Origin of the sequence: Salinispora pacifica CNR114, from assembly GCF_000514775.1 — a bacterium.
Taxonomy (GTDB): Bacteria; Actinomycetota; Actinomycetes; order Mycobacteriales; family Micromonosporaceae; genus Micromonospora; species Micromonospora pacifica.
Window position 1 is genome coordinate 45,763 of the sequence record NZ_AZWO01000022.1, and the last position, 19,985, is coordinate 65,747.

A 19,985-nucleotide genomic window follows, 5' to 3' on the forward strand; every position below is an offset into this window, starting at 1 on the left:
CCGTCGGGCGGGTGAGCCGACCGATGATGCCGCCTGCGGTCACGCCGCGGTCCCCACCAGGTGCTTGAGCGCCGAGGTGAAGAAGCCGAGGCCGTCCAGGGAGGGGCCGGTGAGCTCCTCCACCGCGTGCTCCGGGTGCGGCATGATGCCGACGACGTTTCCGGCGGCGTTGGTGATCGCGGCGATATCCCGCTGGGACCCGTTCGGGTTGCCCACGTAGCGGGCGACCACCCGGCCCTCGGCTTCGAGCTGGTCCAGCGTCGCGGCGTCCGCGACGTAGCAGCCCTCGCCGTTCTTGACCGGAATCAGCACCTCCTGGCCGGGCTGGAACGCGTTGGTCCAGGCGGTGCCGACCGACTCGATCCGCAGGACCTGGTCCCGGTTGCGGAAGTGCAGGTGCTGGTTTCGGGTCAGCGCACCGGGCAGCAGGTGGGCCTCGCAGAGGATCTGGAAGCCGTTGCAGATGCCGAGTACCGGCAGGCCCGCTCGGGCGGCGTCGACGATCGTCTCCATCACCGCGGCGAACCGGGCGATGGCGCCGCAGCGCAGATAGTCGCCGTACGAGAAGCCGCCGGGCAGGACCACAGCGTCCACCCCGTGCAGCTGCGGGTCAGCGTGCCAGAGACGGACCGGCTCGGCGCCGGCGAGCCGAACAGCACGCGCGGCGTCCCCGTCGTCGAGTGAACCGGGGAATGTGACCACACCTACTCGGGCGGTCACGGTTGGGCGTCCACGGTCTCGCCATCCTCGGCCAGACGGATGGTGAAGTCCTCGATGACCGGGTTGGCGAGCAGCTTGTCGGCGATCTCCCGGGTCTGGTTCAGATCTGGCTCCCCGATGAAATCGATCTCGATCCGCCGGCCGATCCGGACCGAGGCGACATCCTCGACGCCGAGCCGAGGCAGCGCGTTAGCGACGGCCTGTCCCTGCGGATCGAGAATCTCCGGTTTGAGCATGACGTCGACGACGACGCGAGGCACTGGGCACTCCTGACTGTGTACGCAGTTGGGTGCCGACCCACAAGGGGCGAGCGCAGCCAGCCTACCTGGCAGATACCGCGTCGCCCGCACCGGCCGCACGCGGTTTGGGCAATCTCCGGCGCGGTTAAGGCGAGCACAAAGTCCGATGCCTTTCCGTTGTGATCCCGATGCGATTTCGTTGCCACCGACCCGCTTCGTTGACGGACCTACCAACGGAGCGATACAACCCCGAAGAATACAGAAGCTTCAATTTCCATCCCGGCAACCGCCACCGGACTCCTACCCACCAGCAGATCGGCGTGACCAGCGGCCTCAGCTCCCGGATGTGCGGGCAGTGTCGCGTACAACCGTTCCTGGACCGCCCCGGTTTCCGGTGTCTGACGGTTAACGCCACCACAGCGCAGGTGGCCGGCCAAGCGCCGACCGTCCGCGCCGCGCTGTTTTTCACCATCCGATCAGGTGAACAGGGCCCACGTTCGACCCCAGCACGGGCTGACAGCATCAGAACCGTGCTGGTCGTGACGACGGATCAACTACCCGGTTATGAGGTCCGCCAGATCCTCGGCGAGGTGGTCTCCTCGATGGCCAGGACCCGTAACCCGTACCGCGAGGGCGTGAAGAACCTCCGGGGCGGCGCGTACGACCCGATGGCGCCGGACAACCTCACCCGCTGGCGGGCCGACTCGGTGGCCCGCCTCGGCGAGGAGGCCCGCCGGCTCGGCGCGAACGCGGTGATCGGGATGCGGTTCGACAGCCGGGACTGCGGCGAGATGTGGATGGAGATCTGCGCCTACGGCACAGCGGTGATCGTGGTACCCCGGGTCCCCGACGTCATGCCCCCCGACCAGCCCCTGGTGGCGGCGGAGACCGCACACGAGCCGACGATCACGCCCGAGCCCAGCGGCATCGGCGAGCCGGCCACCGCACCCGACCTGCGGAGCGCGGCCGAGACCCCCACCCCCGAACCCTGACCACCGCGTCCCGCCCCGCGGGGACCGACGCCGGTGGCCCAGGGCGGGGGCGGCGATCAGAGGATCGGCGGCGGGCTGTACGCGGCGGCCCGGGGGTGGCGGTCGAGCACCGCCGCGACTCGCTGCACCACCGCCTGGACCTGAGCGGGGGCGGCACCGACGAAGGCCGTACGGTCGGCCACCAGGTCGGCGATGTCGGCGCGGGTCAGGTTCAGCCGGTCGTCGGCGGCGAGCCGGTCGAAGAGGTCGTTCTCGGTGGCGCCCTTCTCCCGCATCGCCAGCGCGACCGCCACCGCGTGCTCCTTGATCACCTCGTGGGCGACCTCCCGGCCGACACCCCGCCGTACCGCCGCGACCAGGATCTTGGTGGTGGCCAGGAACGGCAGGAAGCGCTCCAACTCCCGGTTGACCACGGCCGGGTACGCGCCGAACTCGTCCAGCACGGTGAGGAACGTCTGGAACAGCCCGTCCGCGGCGAAGAAGGCGTCCGGCAGCGCCACCCGACGCACCACCGAGCAGGAGACATCCCCCTCGTTCCACTGATCGCCGGCGAGTTCGCCGACCATCGACAGGTAGCCACGGATGATCACCGCGAAGCCGTTCACCCGCTCCGACGACCGGGTGTTCATCTTGTGCGGCATCGCGCTGGAGCCGACCTGGCCCGGCTGGAAGCCCTCGGTCGCCAACTCCTGGCCGACCATCAACCGGATCGTGGTGGCCAAGGCCGACGGCCCCGCCGCCACCTGGGCCAACGCCGAAAGCACGTCGAAGTCGAGCGAACGCGGGTAGACCTGCCCGACGCTGTCCAGCACCCGGCCGAAGCCGAGGTGCTCCGCCACCCGACGCTCCAACTCGGCCACCTTGCCGGCGTCCCCGTCGAGCAGGTCGAGCTGGTCCGCGGCGGTGCCGACCGGACCCTTGATCCCCCGCAGCGGGTACCGCCCGATCAGGTCTTCCAGCCGCTCGTACGCGATCAACAGCTCCTCCGCCACCGAGGCGAAACGCTTGCCCAACGTGGTGGCCTGCGCCGCAACGTTGTGCGAGCGCCCCGCCAGCACCAGGTCGGAGTGCTCGACGGCGAGCCGGGACAAGCGGGCCAGGGTGGCGACCACCCGGTCCCGGATCAGCTCCAGGGAGGCCCGCACCTGCAGCTGCTCGACATTCTCGGTCAGGTCCCGGGAGGTCATGCCCTTGTGCACGTGCTCATGCCCGGCCAGCGCGCTGAACTCCTCGATCCGCGCCTTCACGTCGTGCCGGGTGACCCGCTCCCGCCGCGCGATCGAGGCCAGGTCGACCTGGTCGAGCACCCGCTGATAGGCCTCGACCACCCCGTCCGGCACGTCCACGCCAAGATCCCGCTGGGCGCTGAGCACGGCCAGCCAGAGCCGACGCTCCATCCGAATCTTCTCCTCCGGGGACCAGAGGGTGACCAGTTCGGGGGAGGCGTACCGGTTGGCGAGCACGTTCGGGATCGTCGTCACGACCCCATTCTCCGGTACCCGGGCGCGGCGCTCCCGGCCGGGCCGCCGCCGACCACGCCATCCGAGCACCCGGGCGCTACATCCGGTCGGGGGTGGCGATGCCGAGTAGGTACAGGCCCTGCCGGAGGACCCGGGCGGTGAGGTCGCAGAGGGCGAGCCGGCTGTCGCGCACCGCGTCCTCGGCCCGCAGGACCGGGCAGGCTTCGTAGAAGCCACTGAAGGTGGTGGCGAGGGTGTGCAGGTAGCCGGCGAGCCGGTGGAACTGCAGGGTCTGCTCGACGCTGGCCACCACGGCTCCGAAACCCGCCAGTTCGAGGGCGAGGGTGTGCTCGGCCGGGTGCCCGATCGTGATCGGGGCGGGGGTGAACCGCTCGATCTCGGCCCGACGGAAGATGGACCGGATCCGGGCGTGGGCGTACTGCAGGTATGGGGCGGTGTTGCCGTCCAGGGAGAGCATCCGCTGCCAGTCGAAGACGTAGTCCCTGTTTCGGTCGGTGGACAGGTCGGCGTACTTGATGGCACCGATGCCGACCGCGCGGGCGACGTCAGCGACCTCCGTCGCGGAGAGGTCGGGGTTCTTCTGCCGGGCCAGCTCGGCGGCCCGGGTCACGCCCTCTTCGAGCAGCCCGACAAGTTTGACCGAGTCACCGGCCCGGCTGCGCAGCATCCTGCCGTCCGAGCCGAGGATCGAGCCGAAGCCGAGATGCTCGGCCCGCGCCGGTGGGCTCAGCCAGCCGGCCTGCCGCGCGACCGCGTACACCAGCTCGAAGTGCTGACGCTGCGGCAGGCCGACGACGTAGAGCAACCGGGTCGCGCCGAGGTCCTGGGTGCGGTGGCGGATCGCCGCGAGGTCGGTGGCGCCGTAGCCGTAGCCGCCGTCCCGCTTCCGCACAATGATCGGTAACGGCTGCCCGTCCCGGGCGGTGAAGCCGGGCGGGAAGACGCAGGCGGCGTCGCCGCTCTCCCGCAGCAGGCCGAGCCGATCCAGCTCGTCGGTCACCGGGGCGAGCCGGTCGTTGTAGTAACTCTCCCCGCGGAAGTCCTGCTCGGTCAGGAGGACGCCGAGCTGGTCGTAGACGGTGAGGAAGTACTTCTCCGACTCGGCGACGAGCAGCCGCCACAGCCGCAGCGTCAGCTCGTCCCCGTGTTGCAGGGCGACCACCCGCCGCCGGGCCCGCCCCCGGAACGCGTCGTCGGCGTCGAACTTGGCCCGGGCCGCCTTGTAGAACGAATCCAGGTCCCCGACGGACAACTCGTCGGCAGCCCCCGACTCACCCAGGTCGAGCAGGTGCTCGATGAGCATCCCGAAGGGGGTACCCCAGTCGCCCAGATGGTTGGCCTTGATCACCTGATGCCCGCGCCATTCGAGCAGCCGTACGGCGGCGTCACCGATCACGGTCCCCCGCAGGTGCCCGACGTGCATCTCCTTGGCCACGTTCGGGGACGAATAGTCGACCACCACCGTCTCCGCAGCGGAGCTGGGCGCGACCCCGAGCCGGGTGTCGGCGGCCGCGGTCGACAGCAGCGTGCCGAGTGCCGAGTCGGCGACCGTCAGGTTGATGAAACCGGGACCGGACACCGCCGCCGCTGAGCAGAGGTCCGCCAACTCCACCTGGTCCAGCACCTCGGCCGCGACGTCCCGTGGCCGGCGACCAAGCCGACGCGCCAGGGCGAGGGCGGCGTCGCACTGGTAGTCCGCGTGCTGCGACCGCCGCAGAACCGGGTCGACCGGCGCACCGGCCACCGCCGAGAACACCGGCGCCAGCCGGTCCGCCAGCAACTTCTCAAGATTCATGAAAGGTACGCCAATCTCGGGGGAGCGGATCGACGACCAGGGTGTCCGGCGGATCGATCCGCCGGACACGAAGAGTCAACTCAGGCGGTCGAGGACGGTTCGCCGGAGTTCGAAGCTGGACACGAACCGGAAACTACCGAAACTCCGGCGCACCATCGACCGATTTCCGCCCGCGATGCGCCCTCGGGCCCGGGACTACCCCCGCTAGTCGTAGTGCAGCTCGTGCCGGTGGCTGCCCTTGACGAGGATCGACACCTCGACCGGTCTGGCGTCGACCGATCGGATCACCCGTAGCTGGCGGAGCACCGGTACGTACGGCGGCAGGTCGAGCGCTTCGACCTCCTCCGTCGTGGGCATCCGCGCGCTGACCCGGTCCCGCGTCTGCCGCTGCGGGTACCCCAGATCCGCCAGCACCCGCGGGGCGCCACCCGGGATCTTGCGCCGCACGGCGAGCTCCGTACCGCTGGCGATGGCCGCCGGGTAGTACGACCAGGACAGCTCGACCGGCTCGGCACCACACATGAGCAGCCGATGCCGCAGGACGGCTCGTTCGCCCGCACCGATCCCCAGTTCCCGCGCCACCTCGGCTGGCGGCACCACCTCTGCCACCGAGCGGAGCCGGTAGGCGTACCGGTCGGAGGTGGGAGCGAGGTAAGCCGACGCCTCCACCACCAGCGGTCGCCTCGGTCGGACGTAGACGCCCTTTCCCACCTTGCTGTAAACGGAGCCCTCCGCCTTCAGCGCACCGAGGGCACGTTGGACTGTCGCGGTGGCAGCGGAGTACTGCTGCACGAGCGTTGGGATCGACGGCAGCTGTGACCCCGGCGGCAGCTCGCCGGACATGATGCGGGATCGCAGGTCGGCCGCGACCTGCTCATGACGGGGACGGCTGTCGGATCCACTCGCCATGTCCGCTGCTCCGCTCCGTCAGTCGATCGCCACCTCGTACCCGGGAGACTCCTCGGTCAGCGTTCCAGGATCGCCGTTACGCCCTGCCCGCCTGCGGCGCAGATTGAGATGAGCCCGCGGCCGCCGCCGCGCTCGTCGAGCAGCTTGGCCAGCGTCGCCACGATCCGGCCGCCGGTCGCGGCGAACGGGTGCCCGGCGGCCAGCGACGAACCGTTGACGTTGATCCGCTCCGGGTCGATCGCTCCGAGTGGGGCGTCCAGCCCGAGCCGGTCCCGGCAGAACTCCGGCGACTCCCAGGCGGCCAGGGTGGCCAGCACCTGCGCGGCGAACGCCTCGTGGATCTCGTAGAAGTCGAAGTCCTGCAGGGTGAGCCCGGCGCGGGCCAGCAGCTGGGGCACCGCGTACGCGGGGGCCATCAGCAGCCCCTCCTCGCCGGGCACGAAGTCCACGGCGGCCGTCTGCGACCAGGTGAACCACGCCTGCACCGGCAGGTTGCGCGCCTGCGCCCACTCCTCACTGGCGAGCAGCACGGTCGACGCGCCGTCGGTCAGCGGCGACGAGTTGCCGGCGGTCATGGTGGCCTGCTCGGCGTCCGGGCCCTTCGTGCCGAAGACCGGGCGGAGGTTGCCGAGCTTCTCCAGGCTGGTGTCGGGCCGCAGGTTCTGGTCCCGGGTCAGCCCGAGGTACGGCGTCATCAGGTCGTCGAAGAATCCCCGCTCGTACGCGGCGGCCAGCCGGTGGTGCGACCGCAACGCCAGCTCATCCTGCGCCTGCCGGCCGACCTGCCAACGCCGGGCGGTACGGGCGGCGTGCTCGCCCATGGACAGGCCGGTGCGGGGCTCGGCGTTGCGGGGGAGCTCCGGCCGGAACGGTTGCGAGGGGCGCAGCCGGGTGGCGGTCCGCACCCGCTCCCCGAGGGTCCGGGCACTGTTCAGTTTGAGCAGCGTGCGCCGCAGCTGCTCGTTCACGGCGAGCGGCGCGTCCGAGGTGGTGTCGACGCCACCGGCGATACCGACCTCGAGCTGACCCAGCGCGATCTTGTTGGCGACCAGGATGGCGGCTTCCAGGCCGGTGCCGCAGGCCTGCTGGATGTCGTAGGCGGGGGTGTGCGGGTCGAGCTTCGAGCCGAGCACCACCTCGCGGGTCAGGTTGAAGTCTCGGGAGTGTTTCAGCACGGCGCCCGCCACCACCTCGCCGACCCGTTGGCCGGCCAGGCCGTACCGGGCGACCAGCCCGTCGAGGGCCGCGCCGAGCAGGTCCGCGTTGGACGCCTCGGCGTACCGCGAGTTGGAGCGGGCGAAGGGGATGCGGTTGCCGCCGATGACTGCGACCCGCCGGATGTTCTGCATGCTTCCCGCCTCCTTTGGGGGTTGCTCTCAACCTACTCGCCAGTAGGCTACGCCTATGACCGACAGGTACGCGAGCTTCGTCCAATCAGGGGTCGGCCGGGGGCTGGTCAAGCGCCTCGGGCTGCCCGACCCACCCCAACTCCGGCGGCACCGGAGCGGTGACCCCCTCACCCCCGGCCCCGTCCTGTTCGATGCCGCCACCGGGGGCCGGCTCGCCGGCAGCATCGGCAAACTCCTGACCGCCGCCGGAGTCGAACTCCGCGATCCGGCCGATGTCACCCCCGGGGCCCGGCTCGGCGCCCTCGTCTACGACGCCACCGGCATCACCGACTCGACCGAGCTGCGCCAGCTCTACGACTGCCTCCACCCGCACGCCCGCTCGGTGCTGCCCAGCGGCCGGGTGATCGTGCTCGGCACCCCGCCCGCCGAGTGCTCCACGACTCGGCAGGCCACCGCGCAGCGGGCGCTCGAAGGGTTGACCCGCAGCATCGGCAAGGAGTTCGGCCGTGGGGTCACCGCCCAGCTGGTCTATGTCACCGCCGCCGACGACCCGGGCACCGCGACCAGCCTTGAGGCCACCCTCCGCTTCCTGCTCTCCGGGCGCTCCGCGTACGTCTCCGGTCAGGTGATCCGGGTCGGTGCCGGGCAGGCCGCGCTCCCGGCGGACTGGGACCGCCCGCTGGACGGCCAGGTCGTGCTGGTCACCGGTGCGGCGCGGGGGATCGGCGCGGCGCTGGCCCGGGTCCTGGCCCGAGACGGCGCCGAGGTGGTCGCCCTGGACATCCCGGCCGCCGGTGACGAGCTTTCCACGGTGGCCAACGACATCGGCGCCACCGCCGTGCAGCTCGACCTCACCTCCCCGGACGCCCCGGCCCGGTTGGCCGACCATGTCTCCGCCCGCCACGGCCGGGTCGACGTGGTGGTACACAACGCGGGCATCACCCGGGACCGAACCCTTGGTCGGATGGATGTTGACCGGTGGGATCAGGTGATCGATGTCAACCTCTCCAGCCAGGAGCGGATCAACGACCTCCTGCTGGAACGCGAGTTGATCTCTGCCGGGGGTCGGATCGTCTCGGTCTCCTCGATCGCCGGGATCGCCGGCAACCGGGGGCAGACCAACTACGCCACCAGCAAGGCCGGCGTGATCGGTCTGGTCGAGTCGCTCGCCCCGGTGCTGGCCGAACGCGGCATCAGCGTCAACGCGGTCGCCCCGGGGTTCATCGAGACCCGGCTGACCGCCCGGATCCCGCTGGTGCTGCGCGAGGCCGGCCGGCGGATGAACAGCCTCGCCCAGGGTGGACTGCCGGTGGATGTCGCCGAGACGATCAGCTGGCTGGCCTGGCCGGCCACCGGCGCGGTCAGCGGCAACGTGGTCCGGGTCTGCGGCCAGAGCCTGCTGGGGGCGTGATGGCAGGCCCGCCGAAGCCGTCCGACATCGCCCCGGCCACCCGGTCCCGGGTCCAGCTGACGGCGCTGCCGACGATCGGTGCGCTCTACCGCCGGGCACTGCTCGGGGCGCTGCCCGGGACCGGGGCGCGGCGAGCCGAGCAGCCCCCGGCAGTCGAGCTGGGGGTGGCGGGAATCGCCGTCGACCGTGGGCACCTCGCCGACTACGACCGGGTCTGCGGGTTCCGGCTCACCGACCGGCTGCCGGCGACGTTCCCACACGTCATGGGTTTCCCGCTGGCGCTGAGCCTGATAACCGCGCCGGACTTCCCGATCCCGCTCTCCGGTGTGGTCCACCTCGGCAACCGGATCACTGTCCACCGCCCGATCGACGCCGCCGAGACGCTCGACTTCGTCACGTACGCGACGAACCTGCGCCCGCACGACCGGGGCCGACTGATCGACGTGGTGTTGGTGGGCACCGTCGGCGGCGAGGAGGTGTGGCGGGGTGTCTCCACCTACCTGGGCCGGGAGCAGGCGTCCGGCGGTGGCGAACGAGCCAACCGGGGTGACCAGCCTCCAGCGCCGCGCGCCTGGGCGCACTGGCATGTCGGGCGCCAGCTCGGGCCCGCGTACGCCCGGGTCTCCGGCGACCACAACCCGATCCACACCTCTCGACCCGGCGCGCGGCTCTTCGGCTTCCGGTGCCCGATCGCGCACGGCATGTGGAGCAAGGCCCGCTGCCTGGCCGCGCTGGAGCCACGGCTGCCGGACGCGTACACCGTTGACGTGGCGTTCAAGCTGCCGGTGCCGTTGCCAAGCACCGTCGCCTTCGGCAGCAGCTCGGCGGGCGACTTCGCGCTGCACGACCTGCGGGAGCGCCCTCACCTGATCGGCACGCTCCGGGAGCAGTGAGGGCACCTTCATCCTTCCTTTTGTGACGGAAGGGCCGCCTTTTCCTACCGACCCCCCGAGCATGAGGAGATGGACTCCGCGCTCGACCTGCTGCGGCAGCTGATCACCTCACCCGTGGTGTATCTGCTGCTGTTCGCGCTCACCGCGGTCGACGCGATCGTCCCGATGGTGCCGGCCGAGACGGCGGTGATCACCGCGGCGGTGCTGGTCAGCGGCGACGCGCCGGAGCTGGCGGCGATCTGGGCCGCCGCCGCCCTCGGCGCGCTGGCCGGCGACCACGTCTCGTACGTGATCGGGCGGGGCGGCGGCGCCCGGCGGCTCGCCAGGTTTCCGGCGGAGAGCCGACGGAGAGCCAGTTCGGAGTGGGCCCGCCGGGCGTTGTATCGCCGGGGCGGGTTTGTCCTCACCACCGCCCGCTACGTCCCCGGCGGGCGAACGGCGGTGACCCTGACGATGGGCGCGGTGCGCTATCCACTGCGGTCGTTCCTGTTCTTTGACGCGATCGGCGCGGGGAGTTGGGCGTTGTACAGCGTGCTGCTGGGCCACTTCGGCGGGCTGGCGTTCCAGGAGAAGCCGCTGCTTGGCGTACTCGCTGGCCTGACCCTGTCGGTCGCGGTGACCGGCCTGCTGGAGTTGACCCGGCGGCTACGTCGGCGCTCGCGTCGCCGGCCCGCCGCCCACCGGTAGCCGAGGGTGCCGTCCACCGGAGCGAGGGCGACCCGGAGGGCACGTCAGGAGGGGGCTTCGCCCCGTTTGTTGGGCGGGCGCCAGAGGGTCCCGGCGAGCAGTTGGGCGGCGCCGACCCAGGCGACGTTCATCATCTGGGTGGCGGTCTGCTCCGGGTCCGCCTCCGGGTGGTCAACCAGCCAGTCGGCGACTGACTCGGTCGCGCCGACGAGGGCATACGCGACGACCTCCAGTTCGGTCCCGGTCACCTCGCGCCCCTCGCTGCGCAGGGTGTGTTCGAGCATCCCGGCAACGAGTTCGACGATCCGCCGCCGCAGGGCGGTGAGCTCCCCGGCGAAGGGCTGCTCGCCCCGGGCCTGCCGGTAGAGCACCGCCCAGCCGTCGCGGTGCGCGCCGACGAAGCCGAGGAAGGCTTGCAAACTCCGCCAGAGCCGCTCGTCGGCCGACAGGTCGGGGGCGACGGCGTCCGCGATGGCCTGCATCATCCGGGTGCCCTCGCGGTGCAGGCAGGCGACGAAGAGCTCCTCCTTGGTGCCCAGGTACGCGTAGACCATTGGCTTGGAGATGCCGGCGTCGTCGGCGATCTCATCCATGCTGGCCCCGTGGTAGCCCCGCCGGGAGAAGACCTTGACTGCGGCATCAAGCATCTGTTGCTCGCGGACGGCTCGGGGCAGACGGCGGAAGGTGGGGCTACTGGACACCCTTGCGAGCATACCTACTCGTGCGTAGGGTTACGCGCGAGTAGTCAATTTCGGAAGGTGCGCCCCATGACTGACTTCGACCCGGCCAAGTTCGCGAACGTCGGACCCAAGGAGTTCGCGCAGCTGGTCAAGTCCACCCCCGACGACAAGATCACCGAGATGATGTCGGGTGACCTCCGCGGCAAGGTCCTCGACGAGGTCTTCGGCCGGATGCCGCAGCTGTTCCGCGCCGACCGGGCGGGCTCGACCAACACGGTCATTCACTGGAACATCACCGGCGGCCCCAACGGCGGCACCGACACCTACGAGGTGGTCATCGCCGACGGCGCCTGCACCGTCAACCAGACCTCCCAGCACGACCCGAAGCTGAGCCTCACCCTGGGCCCGGTGGAGTTCCTCAAGACCGTCTCCGGCAGCGCCAACCCGGTCATGATGTTCATGAGCGGCAAGTTGAAGGCCAAGGGCGATCTGGGACTGGCCGCCAACATCGCGAACCTCTTCGACATTCCCAAGAGCTGACAGTGGCCGAGTTCTCGCTCGATCTGACCGAGGAACAGCGGGATCTTCGTGACTGGGTGCACGGCTTCGCCAGCGAGGTCGTCCGCCCAGCCGCGGCCGAGTGGGACGCGCGGGAGGAGACCCCGTGGCCGATCATCCAGGAAGCGGCCAAGGTCGGCCTCTACGACTTCGAGTTCCTCGCAACCTGCTGGGGTGACCCCAGCGGCCTCTCCCTACCGATCGCCTGTGAGGAACTCTTCTGGGGCGACTCCGGCATCGGCCTGAGCATCTTCGGCACCGGCCTCGCCGTGGCCGCCATCTACGGCACCGGCACACCGGAGCAGCTGATGGAGTGGGTGCCGCAGTGCTTCGGCGACCTCGAATCCCCCGCCGTCGCGGCGTTCTGCACCAGCGAACCCGAGGCGGGCTCCGACGTCGGCGCGATACGCACCCGCGCGGTCTACGACGAGGCCGCCGACGAGTGGATACTCAGCGGCCAGAAGTCGTACGCGACCAACGGCGGAATCGCTGGCGTGCACGTGGTCACCGCCTCGGTCGACCCGGAACTCGGCTCCCGTGGGCAGGCGGCGTTCGTCGTACCGCCGGGCACCCCCGGGCTCGCCGCGACCCGCAAGCTCCGCAAGCTGGGCCTACGCGCCTCGCACACCGCCGACGTCTTCCTCGACGATGTCCGCGTACCCGGCCGCTGCCTGCTCGGCGGCAAGGACGCGCTGGACGAACGGCTGGCCCGGGCCCGCTCCGGCCGGCGGGCCTCCTCCCAGGCGGCGATGCGTACGTTCGAGCTCTCCCGGCCGACCGTCGGCGCGCAGGCGATCGGGGTGGCCCGCGCCGCCCACGAGTACGCGCTGGACTACGCGAAGGAACGGGTCCAGTTCGGCCGACCGATCATCGAGAACCAGGCGGTGGCGTTCGCGCTGGCCGACATGAAGATGGAGATCGACGCCGCCCGGCTGCTGGTCTGGCGCGCCTCCTGGATGGGGCGCAACAACCGGGCCTTCACCGCCGGCGAGGGCTCGATGTCCAAGCTGAAGGCCAGTGAGGTCGCGGTCAGCGCGACCGAGAAGGCGGTGCAGTTGCTCGGCGGCGCCGGCTTCCTCCGCGACCACCCGGTCGAGCGGTGGTACCGAGACGCCAAGATCTACACCATCTTCGAAGGCACCTCCGAGATCCAGCGGCTCGTCGTCGCCCGCGCCATCTCCGGCGTCCAGATCCGCTGACCCCGCGCCGGGCTCCCCGGCCACTTCCCGGGCCCAGATGCTGCCGGGCCCGGATGCTCCCCGCCCCCCGGGCCCGGATGCGGCCGGGCCCGGGAAGTGGCCCCCGGGTTCCACCCGGCCGGCGCCGTTATCAGCGCCATCAACGCTGGGATACTTCGCTGCCAGTCCCGACGTACTGGCTATGATGATCTTCGCAATGACTCGGACCGAACCCCGCCGCCGGACACCGTTGATGCTGGTCGAGGCGGCGACGCTGCTCTCGGCCACCGGCAACGGCGTGGCCATCGTGGCGCTACCCTGGCTGGTTTTGGAACGCACCGGCAGCGCCACCGCGGCCGGGGTGGTGGCCGCCGCCAGCGGACTACCACTCCTGCTCTCCAGCCTCTTCTCCGGCACGGTCGTTGACCTGCTCGGACGCCGACGGACCGCGCTGGTCTCCGACGCCCTCTCCGCCGTCTCGGTCGCCGCCATCCCCCTCGTCGACACCCTGGTCGGGTTAAACCTCGGCTGGATCGTCGCGCTGGCCGTCCTCGGTGCGGTCTTCGACCCGGCCGGAATGACCGCCCGGGAGACGCTGCTGCCCGCCGCCGCACAGGCCGCCGGCTGGCGGATCGAACGGGCGAACGGCGTACACGAAGCGATCTTCGGGCTGGCCTTCCTGATCGGCCCCGGAGTCGGCGGCCTACTCATCGCCACGGTCGGCCCGGAGGCGACATTCTGGGTCACCGCCGGCGGCTTCGCGCTGTCGGTTCTCCTGGTCGCGGCCGTCCGGCTGCCCGGCGCCGGCCGTCCCGAACGCCCACCCAGCGGCCTGTGGCGCGGCACGCTGGAAGGGCTGGGCTTCGTCTGGCGGGACCCACTGCTGCGCACCCTCTCCCTGGTCACGATGGTGCTGGTCGCGCTCTACCTGCCGGTCGAGGGGGTGCTGCTGCCCGCCTGGTTCGTCGCCGAAGGGGAACCGGCCCGCCTCGGTACCGTCCTGATGGCGATGAGCGCCGGAGCCGTGGCAGGTGCGCTGGGCTCGTCGGCGGCCGGTCGGTTCATCCGCCGCCGCTCCCTGATGGCCGCCGCCCTCGTGATCACCGGCCTGGCCCTGCTCGGGCTCGCGTTCCTGCCGCCGTACCCGGGAATGCTCGCCTTCGCCGGCCTGGTCGGGCTCGCCTACGGACCGGTCAACCCGCTGGCCAACTACGCCATGCAGACCCGCACCCCGGAGCGACTCCGCGGCCGGGTGGTCGGGGTGATGACCTCATTCGCGTACGCCGCCGGGCCCGCCGGTTACCTGCTGGCCGGCCCGCTGGTGGAGTGGCTGGGCCTCGCCACCGCGTTCCTGGTGCTCGCCGGTGCGCTCCTGGTGGCCGTGCTGGTCGCCGCGCCGCTACCGGTGTTGGCGGCGTTGGACGACCCGCCCCGGTATCCCCCCGCCCCGCCCGGTGGAACGACGGGGCGGAGCGAGGGGCCGGTGCCGCTCGGGGAGCAGTGGTTGCCCGCCGCGCACCGCGACCCGCCAGCCTCCCGACCAGCCTCCCGATGAGGCGGCGGCCCGCCGACGGCGGTCAGCCGGGAATGGTGATCCGGCCGGCCACCGCCGCGGCGGCGATGTCGGTGCGATGGTGCGAGCCGGCCAGCTCGACGCCGCGGACCAACTCGTAGGCGGCGTCGCGCGCAGCGGCCAGATCGGAGCCGGTGGCCGTGCAGCAGAGGACCCGGCCACCCGCGGAGAGCAGCGCGCCGTCGGCAGCCCGACGCACCGTGCCCGCGTGGATGATGCCCGAGACCTCCGCCCCGTGGATCACGTCGCCCGTGCGCGGCTTCGCCGGGTATCCCTCGGCGGCCACCACGACGGTGACCGCCGCGCCCGCACGCCACCGCAGCGGCGGGTGCGCGGCCAGCTCACCGGTGGCGGCGGCGTGCAGCAGCCCGGCGAGCGGTGTCTCCAACAGGGCCAGGACCGCCTGCGTCTCCGGGTCGCCGAAGCGGGCGTTGAACTCGATCACCCGAGGGCCGGTGGTGGTGATCGCCAGGCCCACGTAGAGCAGCCCGGCGAACGGCGTGCCGCGCCGACGCAGCTCGGCCAGGGTCGGGTGGACGATGTCGCGCATCACCTCGTCGACCAGGCCGGGCGGCGCCCACGGCAGCGGTGCGTACGCCCCCATGCCGCCGGTGTTCGGACCGGTGTCGTCGTCCCCGACCCGCTTGAAATCCTGCGCCGGCAGCAGGGGAACGGCCGTCTCGCCGTCGGTGACGACGAAGAGCGAGACCTCGGGGCCGGCGAGATACTCCTCGATCACGACCTGGCCGCACGCCCGCGCGTGCTCCTCGGCCACCGGGCGGTCCTCGGTGACCACGACTCCCTTACCGGCGGCGAGGCCGTCGTTCTTGACCACGTACGGCGCGCCGAAGTCGTCCAGCGCGCGACCGACGCTCTCGGCGTCGGCGCAGCTGTACGCGCGGGCGGTCGGCACTCCGGCGGCGGTCATCACGTCCTTCGCGAACGCCTTCGACCCCTCCAGGCGCGCCGCCGCCGCGGACGGCCCGAAGGCGGGGACGCCCTTGGCTCGTACGGCGTCGGCGACCCCGGCGACCAGCGGCGTCTCCGGCCCCACGACCACCAGGTCCGCACTGCACTCGACCGCGAGCGCCGCCACCGCGGCCGGATCGGTGAAGACCACGTCCCGCATCCCCGCGACCGTGCCGATCCCCGGGTTCCCCGGCGCGGCGAAAAGCACCTCGACCGAGGGATCGGCCACCAACCCGAGCGCGAGGGCATGCTCCCGCCCACCGCTACCAATCAGAAGTACCCGCACGGGGATGATCCTACGGCCCCCACTCGCAGCCCGTCCGGTCCTGGGGTGGGGACGGGCGGCGGGGAGCTCAGGGCAGCAGCGGGTGGTAGACGACGTTCTCCTCCCGGCCGGGGCCGACGCCGACCACGCTGACCCGAGTGCGGCAGAGCTCCTCGATCCGGGCGATGTAACGGCGGGCGGCGGCGGGCAGCTCCGCCTCGGTCCGCGCCGTGGTGATCTCCTCCCACCAGCCGTCGAGCTCCTCATAGATCGGAGTCGCGTGGTGGAAGTCCGTCTGCGTCATCGGCATCTCGTCGAAGCGCTTGCCATTGATCTCGTACCCGACGCAGATCGGCACCTTCGGCAGGCCGGTCAGCACGTCGAGCTTCGTGACGACCAGGTCGGTGACCCCGTTGAGTCGGCACGCGTACCGGGCGACGACCGCGTCGAACCAGCCGCACCGGCGTTCCCGACCGGTCGTGGTGCCGTACTCGTGGCCGATCTTGCGCAGGTGCTGGCCGTTGTCGTCGTGCAGCTCCGTCGGGAACGGTCCGGCGCCGACCCGGGTGGCGTACGCCTTGCTGACCGCGATCACCTTCGTGATGGCGGTCGGCGGAACTCCCGCTCCGACACAGGCCCCACCGGCAGTCGGGTTCGAGGAGGTCACGAAGGGGTAGGTGCCGTGGTCCATGTCGAGCATGGTCGCCTGGGCGCCTTCCAGCAGCACGGTCTCGCCGCGGTCCAGCGCCTCCCAGAGCATCACCCGGGTCTCGGCGATGTACGGGCGGAGCCGCTCGGCGTAGCCCAGGTACTCCTCGACGGTCGCCTCGACGTCGATCGCCTTACGGTTGTACACCTTGAACAGCATCTGGTTCTTCTCGCGTAGCGCGAGTTCCAGCTTCTTGCGGAGAATTCCCGGGTCGAGTAGGTCCTGCACCCGGATCCCCATCCGGGCGACCTTGTCCCCGTACGCCGGGCCGATGCCCCGGCCGGTGGTGCCGATCCGGGACGACCCCAGGTACCGCTCGACCACCCGGTCCAACGCCCGATGGTGCGGCATGATCAGGTGGGCGTCGCCGGAGATCCGCAGCCGGGAGACGTCCACACCGCGCTCGGCGAGCCCGTCGATCTCGTCCAGCAGCACCTTCGGGTCGACCACCACGCCGTTCCCGATGACAATCTTCGCGTTCGGCGAGAGCGCACCCGAGGGCATCAGGTGCAGCGCATACTTCTGCCCGTCCGGAGTGATGACCGTGTGGCCGGCGTTGTTGCCGCCGGAGTAGCGCACCACGTGGTCAACCCGCTCCCCCAGCAGGTCGGTAACCTTGCCCTTGCCCTCGTCGCCCCACTGGGCCCCGAGAAGCACGATCGCTGGCATCTTCTTCAGCCTCCAGAAGGCTCGGGTGCCAGGCGGCGACCGGTCGGCGAGCCCGGGGTGTCAGGCTAACAAGAAGTGACAGCGCGGCCGGCAGGGGTTCGCGCGTAGAGGCAGGAGGCTGCGACCCGTGTACGACGTGGTGCTGCTCACGCTCGGCTCGGAACGGGACGCACCGGGCACCTGCGGCAGCGACGGTGCCTGCTGCGGCGACACCAACATGGCCAACGGTGACACCGACAAGTCCAACGACGGGCCCTCGACCGACCGCTGCGAGACCCCTCGCGTACCGGTGCTGGCCTGCGCGGACGCGCTCACCGCCCGGGGTGCTCGGGTCGACCTGGTGACCGCCAGGTCCGAGCGGGAAATCGACGAGGTGCTGTGCCGCCTCGATGGCCCGCCCCGACCCGACGGCCTCGGCTGGCCCGACCCGGATTCCCGCACCCGACTGATTGTCGGCACCGCCAGTGATGCACAGTTGCGCACCGTCCTACGTCGCCTCGTCCGGCGGTACGCCCCGCCGCCGAGCCGCCGTCCGACGGATCTGCCGGTCAACCGGACGGTGCCGGACCTGCCACCGGTCGGCGTGCTGCCGCTCGACCCGGCCCGCGGCAGAAGCCAACCACGAGATCTGGCGGCGCAGCTCGGGCTGCCCCGCGACCCGGTGGCGGTGGCGGCGGCGGTGTTGGAGGGCGCGCCCCGCCGGCTCGACCTGCTACGCAATGACGCCGGATCGGTCACGCTGGACGGCGCACTGCTCGGCGCGGCCGACGAGGGGGGCCAGCCGCTGCACTGGCGAGGCCGGGTCGAGGTCGACGACACGCTCCTCTCCGCTGGCGACGACCCGCTACTGGCCTGTGCCATCGGCAACGCCGGTGGGTACGCCCGGCTCGCCGACGTGACCCTGCTCGCCGCCCCCGACCCGGGCGACGGTCTGGTCGAGGTCGCGGTGGCGGTGGCGGTCCTCACCTCGTCCCGGTGGGGTCGCCGCCGGGTCCGCCTGGAGGTTCGCCGCGCCCGCGGTCGGGCGGTGGCCGTGGTGCCCCGGGAGGGGGCGATCCCGTTCCTCGACGACGGCGCCGCGGGCGAGCTCAAGCGTAAGCGGTCCTGGTGGACCGAGCCGGGTGCGTGGGCGGTCTGGTCTCCCCCGACCGCCCACCGGTAGCCACTCAGATCACTTTCCGAGGCTTATCCTCAGCAGGAGGCACGGGGAGGAACCATGGTGAACGAGAACGTCGACCGGTCGTACCCGTCCGGCCAGCAGCCGGTGCCGGAGCGGGACATCGAACCCTGGTGGCCAGCGGCCGAAGCCGAACCGGCGTCCTGGTCGCCGGCGACGGCACCGGATGACCAGAATCAGCCACCTCCGCAGCCCGACGCGACGCAGGTCCCCGTCGAGTGGGGGCGCGCGCCCTCCGAGGCAGCGCGCGCCTGGGCGCCGAGCCCGGAGAGCGGTCCGCACAGCGCGGTAGCCGATGCTCCGGCACCCCACGTCCCCAACGTGGCGCCGGCTCCCGGCGTCAATCTCCACCAACCGTTCAGCCTCGACCCGACCGATCCGGCACCTGGGACGTCAACCAGTAGACCGACCGCCGAGGCATCGACGGAGAGCCAGCCCGCCGTCAGCCGGGTCGCCTGGGACGACCGCGGCACCTCGACCGAGTGGCCGCGGGTGGTGCCACGGCAACGTCCCGCACCGCAGGAGACCGCCACCGATGCCCACCACGGCATCAACGACCCGCACGCCGCCAACGAACCTCGCCCCGGCATCGACGACCCGGGCGGCGGGGACCGCCACGACCCGACCTCGGGTGCACTGCCAACCGTGGAGCCGCCAGCCTCGGGACCACCAACCGCCGGACCGGCCCCGGCCCCCTACCCAGCACCGGTGCACGGCAACCCCCTACCTTCGCGGACCGGGTGGACGTCACCGGGGCAGGCGCCGCCAACCGCCGAGGACTTTGCCCGACGTCGGCAGCTGCGCCCCACGGACCCGATGGCCACCATGGGCCTTCGGGCGATGGCCAACAGGATGGGGCTCCGCCTCCCGCCTGGCCGCCAGGAGCAGGGGTTGCGCCGCGACATTGAGATGGTCCGCCGCAACTTCGGCGGGCTGCGGCAGGTCACCGTGGTCAACCCGAAAGGCGGCGCCGGCAAGACGGTCGCGATCCTGTTGCTCGCCATGACCTTCGGTCAGAAACGTGGCGGCTACGTCCTGGCCTGGGACAACAACGAGACGCAGGGCACCCTGGGCATGCGCGCCCAGCAGGACTTCCACGCCCGTACGGTGCGAGACCTGCTGCACGATCTGAGTCAGTTCCACAGCTCCCACGGCCGGATCGGTGACCTTTCGCAGTACGTCCGGGCTCAGGGCGAGGGGATGTTCGACGTCCTCGCGTCGGACGAGTCGGCCACCGGCGGGNGGATGCTCACCGCCACGGCATTCGCGGAAATCCGCGAGGTGGTCAGCCGCTTCTACAAACTGATCTTCGTGGATACCGGCAACAACGTGCGGGCGCAGAACTGGCAGGCCGCGATCGACGCCACCGATCAGCTGGTGGTGACCATGTCGGCCCGCAACGACTCAGCCGAGACAGCCGCCCGGATGCTCGACCACCTGGAGCAGAGCAACCGACAACGACTGGTACGGCAGGCGGTGACCGTCGTATCGATGCCGCCGTCTCGCAAAGAGATCGACCTGCCGGCGATCCAGGCGCACTTCGCAGCGCGGACCCGGGCAGTACTCCTGGCCCCGTACGAGCGGCTCATCGACTCCGGCGAGCCGCTCCGGTACGCGGCGCTCTCGTCGGCCGCTCGGGACGCCTGGCTCAAGATCGCTGCTGCGGTGGCCGAAGGGCTCTGATCCACCGAGGCGAGCCGGGTACGCCGGGCTGGCTGCTGCCAGCCCGGC

18 protein-coding genes are annotated in these 19,985 nt (G+C 71.4%); 9 read left to right on the plus strand and 9 right to left on the minus strand.

Translation table 11 applies throughout. The features are described from left to right. Positions 1-39 precede the first annotated feature (39 nt). Both purQ and purS read right to left on the minus strand, forming a co-directional pair. On the minus strand, positions 40-720 hold the full coding sequence (gene purQ / locus B118_RS0115300) for a phosphoribosylformylglycinamidine synthase subunit PurQ (RefSeq protein ID WP_018221743.1): 681 nt from the start codon (positions 718-720) through the stop codon (positions 40-42). Next, entirely contained in the window at positions 717-980 is a 264-nt protein-coding gene (gene purS, locus B118_RS0115305) for a phosphoribosylformylglycinamidine synthase subunit PurS (RefSeq protein WP_018221744.1), read from the minus strand. Before purS ends, purQ begins: the two co-directional genes overlap by 4 nt. Positions 981-1,384: 404 nt before the next feature. Between purS and B118_RS0115310 the strand changes: the two genes are divergently transcribed. Continuing rightward, positions 1,385-1,951: a YbjQ family protein gene (locus tag B118_RS0115310; protein ID WP_026270788.1), complete on the plus strand. Its 567-nt coding sequence runs from the start codon at positions 1,385-1,387 to the stop codon at positions 1,949-1,951. Positions 1,952-2,007: 56 nt separating this feature from the next. On the opposite strand, the gene purB is transcribed toward B118_RS0115310, so the two are convergent. The 4 genes from purB to B118_RS0115335 all read right to left on the minus strand — a co-directional run bounded on the left by purB (position 2,008) and on the right by B118_RS0115335 (position 7,485). Further along, positions 2,008-3,432: an adenylosuccinate lyase gene (purB, locus tag B118_RS0115315; RefSeq protein WP_026185535.1), complete on the minus strand. Its 1,425-nt coding sequence runs from the start codon at positions 3,430-3,432 to the stop codon at positions 2,008-2,010. Between the two features lie 76 nt (positions 3,433-3,508). Continuing rightward, entirely contained in the window at positions 3,509-5,227 is a 1,719-nt protein-coding gene (gene argS / locus B118_RS0115320) for an arginine--tRNA ligase (protein WP_028188810.1), read from the minus strand. A 204-nt stretch (positions 5,228-5,431) separates the two neighbouring features. Continuing rightward, positions 5,432-6,136, minus strand: coding sequence for a GntR family transcriptional regulator (locus tag B118_RS0115330; RefSeq protein ID WP_028192988.1), 705 nt, complete (start codon positions 6,134-6,136; stop codon positions 5,432-5,434). A 56-nt stretch (positions 6,137-6,192) separates the two neighbouring features. Beyond that, entirely contained in the window at positions 6,193-7,485 is a 1,293-nt protein-coding gene (locus B118_RS0115335) for an acetyl-CoA C-acetyltransferase (RefSeq protein ID WP_018811904.1), read from the minus strand. 55 nt (positions 7,486-7,540) lie between these two features. Here B118_RS0115335 and B118_RS0115340 point away from each other — a divergent pair, with 55 nt between their 5' ends. From B118_RS0115340 to B118_RS0115350, 3 genes are all read left to right on the plus strand, one after another. Next, positions 7,541-8,896, plus strand: a complete 1,356-nt coding sequence (locus tag B118_RS0115340; RefSeq protein WP_018811903.1) for a 3-oxoacyl-ACP reductase — start codon at positions 7,541-7,543, stop codon at positions 8,894-8,896. Then, positions 8,896-9,789 carry a MaoC/PaaZ C-terminal domain-containing protein gene (locus B118_RS0115345; RefSeq protein WP_018811902.1) on the plus strand — a complete coding sequence of 298 codons (894 nt, stop codon included), beginning with the start codon at positions 8,896-8,898 and terminating at the stop codon, positions 9,787-9,789. The genes B118_RS0115340 and B118_RS0115345 overlap by 1 nt, the downstream gene beginning before the upstream one ends. A 69-nt stretch (positions 9,790-9,858) precedes the next feature. After that, positions 9,859-10,476 (plus strand): DedA family protein, encoded by a 618-nt coding sequence (locus B118_RS0115350; RefSeq protein WP_018221755.1) that lies wholly within the window; start codon positions 9,859-9,861, stop codon positions 10,474-10,476. Positions 10,477-10,520: 44 nt separating this feature from the next. On the opposite strand, the gene B118_RS0115355 is transcribed toward B118_RS0115350, so the two are convergent. Continuing rightward, on the minus strand, positions 10,521-11,177 hold the full coding sequence (locus B118_RS0115355; protein WP_196236784.1) for a TetR/AcrR family transcriptional regulator: 657 nt from the start codon (positions 11,175-11,177) through the stop codon (positions 10,521-10,523). A gap of 66 nt (positions 11,178-11,243) precedes the next feature. Here B118_RS0115355 and B118_RS0115360 point away from each other — a divergent pair, with 66 nt between their 5' ends. The 3 genes from B118_RS0115360 to B118_RS0115370 all read left to right on the plus strand — a co-directional run bounded on the left by B118_RS0115360 (position 11,244) and on the right by B118_RS0115370 (position 14,447). Continuing rightward, positions 11,244-11,696, plus strand: a complete 453-nt coding sequence (locus tag B118_RS0115360) for an SCP2 sterol-binding domain-containing protein (RefSeq protein ID WP_018221757.1) — start codon at positions 11,244-11,246, stop codon at positions 11,694-11,696. A gap of 2 nt (positions 11,697-11,698) precedes the next feature. Continuing rightward, the gene (locus tag B118_RS0115365; protein WP_018221758.1) at positions 11,699-12,913 is read left to right on the plus strand and encodes an acyl-CoA dehydrogenase family protein; all 1,215 of its coding nucleotides are present in this window, start codon (positions 11,699-11,701) and stop codon (positions 12,911-12,913) included. A 184-nt stretch (positions 12,914-13,097) separates the two neighbouring features. Continuing rightward, positions 13,098-14,447 carry an MFS transporter gene (locus B118_RS0115370; protein ID WP_028192989.1) on the plus strand — a complete coding sequence of 450 codons (1,350 nt, stop codon included), beginning with the start codon at positions 13,098-13,100 and terminating at the stop codon, positions 14,445-14,447. Positions 14,448-14,469: 22 nt separating this feature from the next. Here B118_RS0115370 and purD read toward each other — a convergent pair whose 3' ends face one another. Both purD and B118_RS0115380 read right to left on the minus strand, forming a co-directional pair. Further along, positions 14,470-15,720 (minus strand): phosphoribosylamine--glycine ligase, encoded by a 1,251-nt coding sequence (purD, locus tag B118_RS0115375; RefSeq protein ID WP_018221760.1) that lies wholly within the window; start codon positions 15,718-15,720, stop codon positions 14,470-14,472. Positions 15,721-15,787: 67 nt separating this feature from the next. Continuing rightward, a complete protein-coding gene (locus B118_RS0115380) occupies positions 15,788-17,077 on the minus strand; it encodes an adenylosuccinate synthase (RefSeq protein ID WP_018811900.1) in 1,290 nt (429 codons plus the stop codon). Positions 17,078-17,204: 127 nt separating this feature from the next. Between B118_RS0115380 and B118_RS0115385 the strand changes: the two genes are divergently transcribed. Beyond that, the gene (locus B118_RS0115385) at positions 17,205-18,239 is read left to right on the plus strand and encodes a hypothetical protein (protein ID WP_018811899.1); all 1,035 of its coding nucleotides are present in this window, start codon (positions 17,205-17,207) and stop codon (positions 18,237-18,239) included. A gap of 54 nt (positions 18,240-18,293) precedes the next feature. Continuing rightward, entirely contained in the window at positions 18,294-19,937 is a 1,644-nt protein-coding gene (locus B118_RS0115390) for a MinD/ParA family ATP-binding protein (protein WP_028192990.1), read from the plus strand. Positions 19,938-19,985: the final 48 nt, after the last annotated feature.

Excerpts from the sequence above, each read along its gene's own strand:
- argS (WP_028188810.1), bottom strand. The coding sequence starts at position 5,227 with ATGAATCTTGAGAAGTTGCTGGCGGACCGGCTGGCGCCGGTGTTCTCG.
- B118_RS0115340 (WP_018811903.1), top strand. The coding sequence starts at position 7,541 with ATGACCGACAGGTACGCGAGCTTCGTCCAATCAGGGGTCGGCCGGGGG.
- B118_RS0115350 (WP_018221755.1), top strand. The coding sequence starts at position 9,859 with ATGGACTCCGCGCTCGACCTGCTGCGGCAGCTGATCACCTCACCCGTG.
- B118_RS0115360 (WP_018221757.1), top strand. The coding sequence starts at position 11,244 with ATGACTGACTTCGACCCGGCCAAGTTCGCGAACGTCGGACCCAAGGAG.
- B118_RS0115345 (WP_018811902.1), top strand. The coding sequence starts at position 8,896 with ATGGCAGGCCCGCCGAAGCCGTCCGACATCGCCCCGGCCACCCGGTCC.
- B118_RS0115330 (WP_028192988.1), bottom strand. The coding sequence starts at position 6,136 with ATGGCGAGTGGATCCGACAGCCGTCCCCGTCATGAGCAGGTCGCGGCC.
- B118_RS0115370 (WP_028192989.1), top strand. The coding sequence starts at position 13,098 with ATGATCTTCGCAATGACTCGGACCGAACCCCGCCGCCGGACACCGTTG.
- B118_RS0115380 (WP_018811900.1), bottom strand. The coding sequence starts at position 17,077 with ATGCCAGCGATCGTGCTTCTCGGGGCCCAGTGGGGCGACGAGGGCAAG.
- B118_RS0115335 (WP_018811904.1), bottom strand. The coding sequence starts at position 7,485 with ATGCAGAACATCCGGCGGGTCGCAGTCATCGGCGGCAACCGCATCCCC.